Origin of the sequence: Kandleria sp., from assembly GCF_017934775.1 — a bacterium.
In the GTDB taxonomy this organism is placed as follows: domain Bacteria; phylum Bacillota_I; class Bacilli_A; order Erysipelotrichales; family Coprobacillaceae; genus Kandleria; species Kandleria vitulina.
In genome coordinates this window covers 1-6,735 of sequence record NZ_JAGBIX010000082.1, presented here as the reverse complement: position 1 = coordinate 6,735, position 6,735 = coordinate 1, and the positions used below count along the sequence as shown (strand labels likewise).

The window sequence follows — 6,735 nt, the reverse complement described above, 5'->3', positions numbered from 1 at the left end:
TTTATTATATCTGGCTGTAACGTGTTCTATAAGGCTTAAAAGAGATGATAATAGTATTAAGGATTTCTATATAAAGAAAAAGCAGCAATCAAACCCGATGTGTTCGAAAGCTGCAAAGACTGCATGTGCCAGTAAATTAGTACGAATAATTTATAGCATGTGCAAAACTGGTGAGTTATACCAGTACAACAAATAACAACAAGATTATACACCTAAACTCCCCTGAAAAAAAGCGCTTTTTCTTCAGGGGTTTTCAGCGTGCAATAAAAGCCATGAAAAATTACTGATAATTTTTTAAAATTTTTACTTGATTTCTATTATCCAATTTTTTTGTTTTTTATGAAAATAGACTTGTTTATTATGTGTATTCATGTTAAAGTCAAAAGGCTACAAAGAAAGAGGTTAAAATGAGTAAAGTAAATTTTAAAGAATTACCCTTATCAGAAGCTGTATTAAAAGCTATTGATGAAATGGGGTTTGAGAGCCCAAGTAAGATTCAGGAGAAGAGTATTCCTGAGATCATTAAGGGACGCGACATTATTGGACAGGCTCAGACAGGAACAGGTAAAACATTGGCATTTGGTGGTTCACTATTGTCAATGATGGAGCATACAGGATATGTGCAAGCCATTATCTTATCGCCAACAAGAGAGCTTGCAAAACAGATTTATGATGAGTTCAAGAAGATTGGACGATTCACTGATTTAAGTTTCACATGCGTATATGGCGGAAGCGAAATCGAAAGACAGATTCGTGATATTAAGCGTGGGAAAGATATCGTCATTGGGACACCAGGACGTGTTATGGATTTAATGAGAAGAAAGGTTTTATCTTTATCACAGGTAAAATACTTTGTTCTTGATGAAGCAGATGAAATGTTAAACATGGGATTCGTAGAAGATATTGAAACAATTATGGAAACAATCCCTGAAGAAAGACAGACAATTCTTTTCTCTGCGACAATGCCTGATGGCATTAAGAAGATAGCATCTTCTTACATGAAGAATGATTATCTTCATATTCGTATTAAAGAAAAGCAGCAGACTTCAAACAATGTTAAACAGTATTTCTATGTTGTAAAACACAACCAGAAATTTGAAGTATTATGTAGAATCCTTGATTCTATGGAAATGCAGTCAGTCATTATTTTCTGTAAGACAAAAAGAAGCGTTGATGAAATCACAATGGAACTTCAAAAACACGCTTATAATGTAGAAGCGATGCATGGTGATATGACACAGAATGCCCGTATGCATACATTGAGACGTTTTAAGGAAGGCAAGACACAGTTCCTTATTGCAACTGACGTTGCGGCAAGAGGTATTGATGTTGAAACTGTTTCACATGTTATCAACTATGAATTGCCTCAGGAAGATGAACTTTATGTTCATCGTATTGGTAGAACAGGAAGAGCCGGAAATAAAGGGGAAGCTTATTCTATCATTACTTCAAGAGAAGTACGTTTCTTAAGAAAGATTGAAAGAAAGACAAATTCTCATTTTGAAGAATTGGAAATTCCTTCACTTGATGATATCTTCAACCAGAAGATCAAAGAACTTCTCTTTGATGTACAAAAAGTCATGGATGAAAACAAGCATGCTGAATATTTCGATGTTGTAAAAGAAATTCCTAAGCATATGAAAGATGATGTATTGGCTGCTTTATTAAAGATGAACTTTGATACAAGAGTAGGCTATGATTATTCATCAGAAGATCTTAAAGCAGAACGTTCTGATTCATATGATCGTTTATTCTTCAATAGAGGTAAAGCTGATAAGGTCAATAAGAGCAAGATGCTTGAGTTCCTTATTGAAGTAGGTAAGATTGACAAGAAGGCAATCGGAGAAATTACAATCAAGAGAAAATTCAGTTTTGTTAATGTGGATAAGAATGTTACACAGACTATTCTTAACCATTGTACTAACAAGAAGATTGCTGGTAGAAAAGTAAATATTGAAATTGCTGATGCAAAATAATATTGTTTAATAATCACTCTTAACGGAGTGATTTTTTTATGGTTTCATATAAAAATAAAAAGAAACCGCATTCAAAAAATGCCTATATAACGGCAAAAAATGGGGGCGCTTTATAAATTCACTAAATTTAGGTTGAATGTAAGGGCTTTTATATTGTATAATGACAAAGTAAGGTCAAACAGGAGGAATGTTGTAATGAAAAAATATGTATATCTTTTTAAAGAAGGTGCAGCCTTAGAAATGCCACTAGCTAAGAAAAAAGAACTATTAGGTGGTAAAGGTGCAAACTTAGCTGAAATGACTGGAATCGGTCTCCCAGTGCCTCAGGGATTCACAGTGTCAACTGAAGCTTGTACAAAATATTATGATGATGGCGCTAAAATGGGGGATGACTTAAAGTCTGAAATTATAGAAAACTTAAAAGCCCTAGAAAAAATTACAGGAAGAACATTCGGAGATCCTAAAAATCCACTATTAGTATCTGTTCGTTCTGGTGCACGTGAATCAATGCCAGGTATGATGGATACAGTATTAAACTTAGGTTTAAATGATGAAGTTGCTGCTCAGTTTGCAACTGATACAGGAAATGAAAGATTCGTTTATGATTCATATCGTCGTTTCATTCAGATGTTCGCTGATGTAGTAATGGGATTCCCTAAATCAGACTTTGAACATAGATTTGATGCTATTAAAGAAGAAAAAGGCGTTGAATTAGATGTTGATTTAACAGCAGAAGATTTAAAAGAAGTTGTTGCTGCATACAAAGATGCTTATAAGAAACATGCAGGAACTGATTTCCCACAAGATCCAATTGAACAGTTAATGGGTGCTGTTGGTGCCGTATTTGGTTCATGGAATAATGATCGTGCGATTACTTACCGTCGTTTAAATGATATCCCTGGTTCTTGGGGTACAGCTGTAAACGTTCAGCAGATGGTTTATGGTAACCGTTCAGAAACTTCTGGTACAGGTGTTGCCTTTACTCGTAACCCTGCTACAGGTGAAAACAAATTATATGGTGAATATTTAATGAATGCTCAGGGTGAAGACGTTGTTGCTGGTATCAGAACACCTAACCCAATTGATACATTAAAAGATCAGATGCCAGAATGTTATGATCAGTTCTGCAAGATCTGTGATACTTTGGAAGAACATTACAAAGATATGCAGGATATGGAATTTACTATTGAAGATGGTAAATTATTCATGTTACAGACTCGTAATGGTAAGAGAACTGCTCAGGCAGCATTAAGAATTGCTGTTGAAATGGTAGAAGAAGGAATGATCACTAAGGATGAAGCATTATTAATGGTTGATCCTAAAGCATTAGATCAGTTATTACATCCAAACTTCGATAATGATGCATACAAAGCTGCAAAATCTGTTGCTGTAGGTTTAGCTGCATCACCAGGTGCTGCTACAGGTCATGTATACTTCACTGCTGAAGATGTTATGGAAGCACATGAAAATGGTGTACAGGATATGATCCTTGTTCGTAATGAAACATCTCCAGAAGATATCGAAGGTATGGTATTAGCACATGGTATCTTAACAGTACGTGGTGGTATGACTTCACATGCAGCCGTAGTTGCACGTGGTATGGGTACTTGCTGTGTATCTGGATGTGGTGTCTTAAAAGTAGATGAAGAGGCTAAGACTTTAGTATTACCTGATGGTAGAACTTTAACTGAAGGTGATTACTTATCATTAAACGGTTCTACTGGTGAAGTATTCGCTGAACAGATCAAGACAGTTGCACCTGAAATTGGTGGTAACTTCGCTACATTCATGGAATGGGCAGATGCTGCTAGAACATTAAAAGTTAGAACTAATGCTGATAACCCAAGAGATGCTAAACAGGCAGTTGAATTTGGCGCTGAAGGTATTGGTTTATGTCGTACAGAACATATGTTCTTCGATGAAGAAAGAATCTTCAACTTCCGTCGTATGATTACTGCTGAAACAGTTGAAGCACGTGAAGAAGCATTAGGAAAGATTCTTCCATATCAGAGAGAAGACTTTGAAGAGTTATATAGAACAATGGGTAAATATGGAGTAACAATCCGTTTCTTGGATCCACCACTTCATGAATTCCTTCCTCATACTGATGAAGAAATCAAACCATTGGCTGAATCATTAGGAATGAGCTTTGAAGCATTAAAAGCACGTGTTGAATCATTAAAAGAATTCAACCCAATGATGGGTCATCGTGGATGTCGTCTAGCTGTAACATATCCAGAAATTGCTGCTATGCAGACAAGAGCTGTCATTGAAGCTGCAATCAATGTATCTAAAGAAACTGGTACATTAATTACACCTGAAATCATGATTCCTTTAGTAGGAGAAGTGAAAGAATTAGCATTCGTTAAGAAGACAGTTGTAAAAGTAGCTGACGAATTAATCGCTGAAAGCGGATTAGACATGAAATACCATGTTGGTACAATGATCGAAATCCCAAGAGCTGCATTAACTGCAGATAAGATTGCGACTGAAGCAGAATTCTTCTCATTTGGTACAAATGACTTAACTCAGATGACATTCGGCTTCTCTAGAGATGATGCTGGTAAGTTCTTACAGGATTACTATAGCAACAATATCTATGAACATGATCCATTTGCTACTATCGATGTAGATGGTGTTGGACAGTTAGTTAAATTAGCTGCAGAAAAAGGTAGAGCTACTCGTCCAGATATCAAGTTAGGTATCTGTGGTGAACATGGTGGAGATCCTAAGACAGTTGAATTCTGCCATAAGGTAGGATTAAGCTATGTATCTTGCTCACCATTCCGTGTACCTCTTGCAAGATTAGCTGCTGCTCAGGCTGCTGTTAAAGAAAAATTAGGTAAATAATTTTTCTAGAAATCATTAATAATAAAACAGAGAGTTATTATTGGCTCTCTGTTTTTATTTTACTTCGACTTTATTTTGTAAAACTCTATAAGGTAGATGTTCGAGAATTATTATTAGAATCCTACGCAGAGGAGAGTGAAGAGCAAATTCTTTGCAATCGATACATTTCCTTATGTAGGTTATATGACCAGCTTTCTACTAAGGATAAAGAAGATGTTTTCTGGGTTATTAAGCAAAGAATTGCTGGATTAATTTAACCTATAAGCTTATAACCTTAATTTTTTAAAAATATCTTCTTTTTTTAAAATATGAGATGTGATAAGCTTATAAGGTAATTTAAATTAACAAATCGGAATTTTTAGAGGTAAATTATATTCCAGCATAAATTACTAAGGTGATAAAATGACAAAAGTATTTTTTGTAAGGCATGCAGAGCCCAATTATGAAAATCATGATGACAGAATTCGTGAGTTGAGTCCTCGTGGAATGGAAGATAGGAAAAAAGTTACAGCGTTTTTAGCTGATAAAAATATAGATATAGTTATTTCAAGCCCATATAAGAGAGCTGTTGATACAGTTAAGGATTTTGCAGATAAAAATGGAATGGTTGTTAAGATAGTTGAAGATTTTAAAGAAAGAAAGGTCGATAGTGGTTGGATAGAAGATTTTACTTCTTTTTCTCAAAAGCAATGGAGCGATTTTTCTTTCAAGTTATCAGATGGAGAGTGTCTTAAAGAAGTTCAGGATAGAAATATATCTGCGCTTAATAATGTTCTGGAGCAGTATTCAGGGAAAAATATAGTAGTTGGAAGTCATGGTACAGCATTAAGCGCCATCATAAATTTTTATGATAAATCTTTTGGTTATGATGATTTTGAAAATATAAGATTTCTAATGCCATGGATTGTGGAATTTAGTTTTAATGAGTTAGGAAATTGTACAAATATCAAATATCATTCTGTTTGATTGGAATAAGTATACTAAGGATGTGGAATATTTTATGTTTCAGTAAAACACTCCATCAGCCAGGGAGTTGGTGCATAATATCTGAAGTTAATCGCACAAATTCTCGCCCTAATTGAATATTGAACGTTACATAGCAGTTATCTCAAATCGAGGTAGCTGCTCTTTTTGTATTTTCGAAAAAGGAAAATATTGTAAGTTTTAAAAGTGGATGATACAATGTTTTCAAAAGTGAAAAGAAATTGAAGTTTTGAAAGTGGGTCTATATGAAGATTATTGAAAGAAAAAATTATTTGAATAGACTCATTCAATTAAAGGATACTCCTGATATAAAGATAATAACAGGATTGAGACGTTCTGGAAAGCTGAGTTGGTGCGAGTATATATGGAACTGATACGCACAAACGAAGATACAAATATAATATACGTTGATTTTGCAGATTTAAAATTCGATGATTTAAAAACATATAAGGAACTCTATACTTTTTGCGAAGGACAATACATTGATAGTAAAACAAATGTCATTGTTGTAGTGTCGATTGCTTGAAGCATGTCAAATCGGGGATTGGAGGGGTAAACCATGTTAGAAATATTAAAAGCGAGGTTTCAGGATAATATGAATCTTCATATGGAATTGAGTTGGCTTGACGTGGAGAAACGTTTGCTTGAGCATCCGGGCTCCATGGATGTTTTGAGAAGGATGGAGGAGAGCGGCGGAGAACCGGATACCATCGGCTATGATGAAAAGACGGGAAAGCTAATTTTCTGCGACTGCGCAAAGGAGTCCCCTTCTGGGCGCAGAAGACTGTGCTATGACGAAAAGGCATTACAGGGGCGTGCTAAAAACCCGCCGTCAGGCAGCGCCGAATGGAAAGCAAAAGAAATCGGCGTTTTGATCATGACGGAGGAACTCTATCGCCGACTGCAAAGTCTCGGGGAATTTGAT

Annotated in this window: 4 protein-coding genes; all 4 read left to right on the top strand. The window is 35.4% G+C overall.

The genetic code is table 11. The features are described from left to right. Positions 1 to 407: 407 nt before the first annotated feature. On the top strand, positions 408 to 1,976 hold the full coding sequence (locus J6L95_RS08800; RefSeq protein WP_029070330.1) for a DEAD/DEAH box helicase: 1,569 nt from the start codon (positions 408 to 410) through the stop codon (positions 1,974 to 1,976). 195 nt (positions 1,977 to 2,171) lie between these two features. Continuing rightward, positions 2,172 to 4,826, top strand: coding sequence for a pyruvate, phosphate dikinase (gene ppdK / locus J6L95_RS08795; RefSeq protein ID WP_287458858.1), 2,655 nt, complete (start codon positions 2,172 to 2,174; stop codon positions 4,824 to 4,826). Between the two features lie 402 nt (positions 4,827 to 5,228). Further along, positions 5,229 to 5,792, top strand: a complete 564-nt coding sequence (locus J6L95_RS08790; protein WP_287458857.1) for a histidine phosphatase family protein — start codon at positions 5,229 to 5,231, stop codon at positions 5,790 to 5,792. Positions 5,793 to 6,369: 577 nt separating this feature from the next. After that, a partial coding sequence (locus J6L95_RS08785; protein ID WP_287458856.1) for a DUF4256 domain-containing protein occupies positions 6,370 to 6,735 on the top strand: 366 nt, incomplete at its 3' end.

Coding starts and splice junctions, on each gene's coding strand:
- ppdK (WP_287458858.1), top strand. CDS start 2,172: ATGAAAAAATATGTATATCTTTTTAAAGAAGGTGCAGCCTTAGAAATG.
- J6L95_RS08790 (WP_287458857.1), top strand. CDS start 5,229: ATGACAAAAGTATTTTTTGTAAGGCATGCAGAGCCCAATTATGAAAAT.
- J6L95_RS08800 (WP_029070330.1), top strand. CDS start 408: ATGAGTAAAGTAAATTTTAAAGAATTACCCTTATCAGAAGCTGTATTA.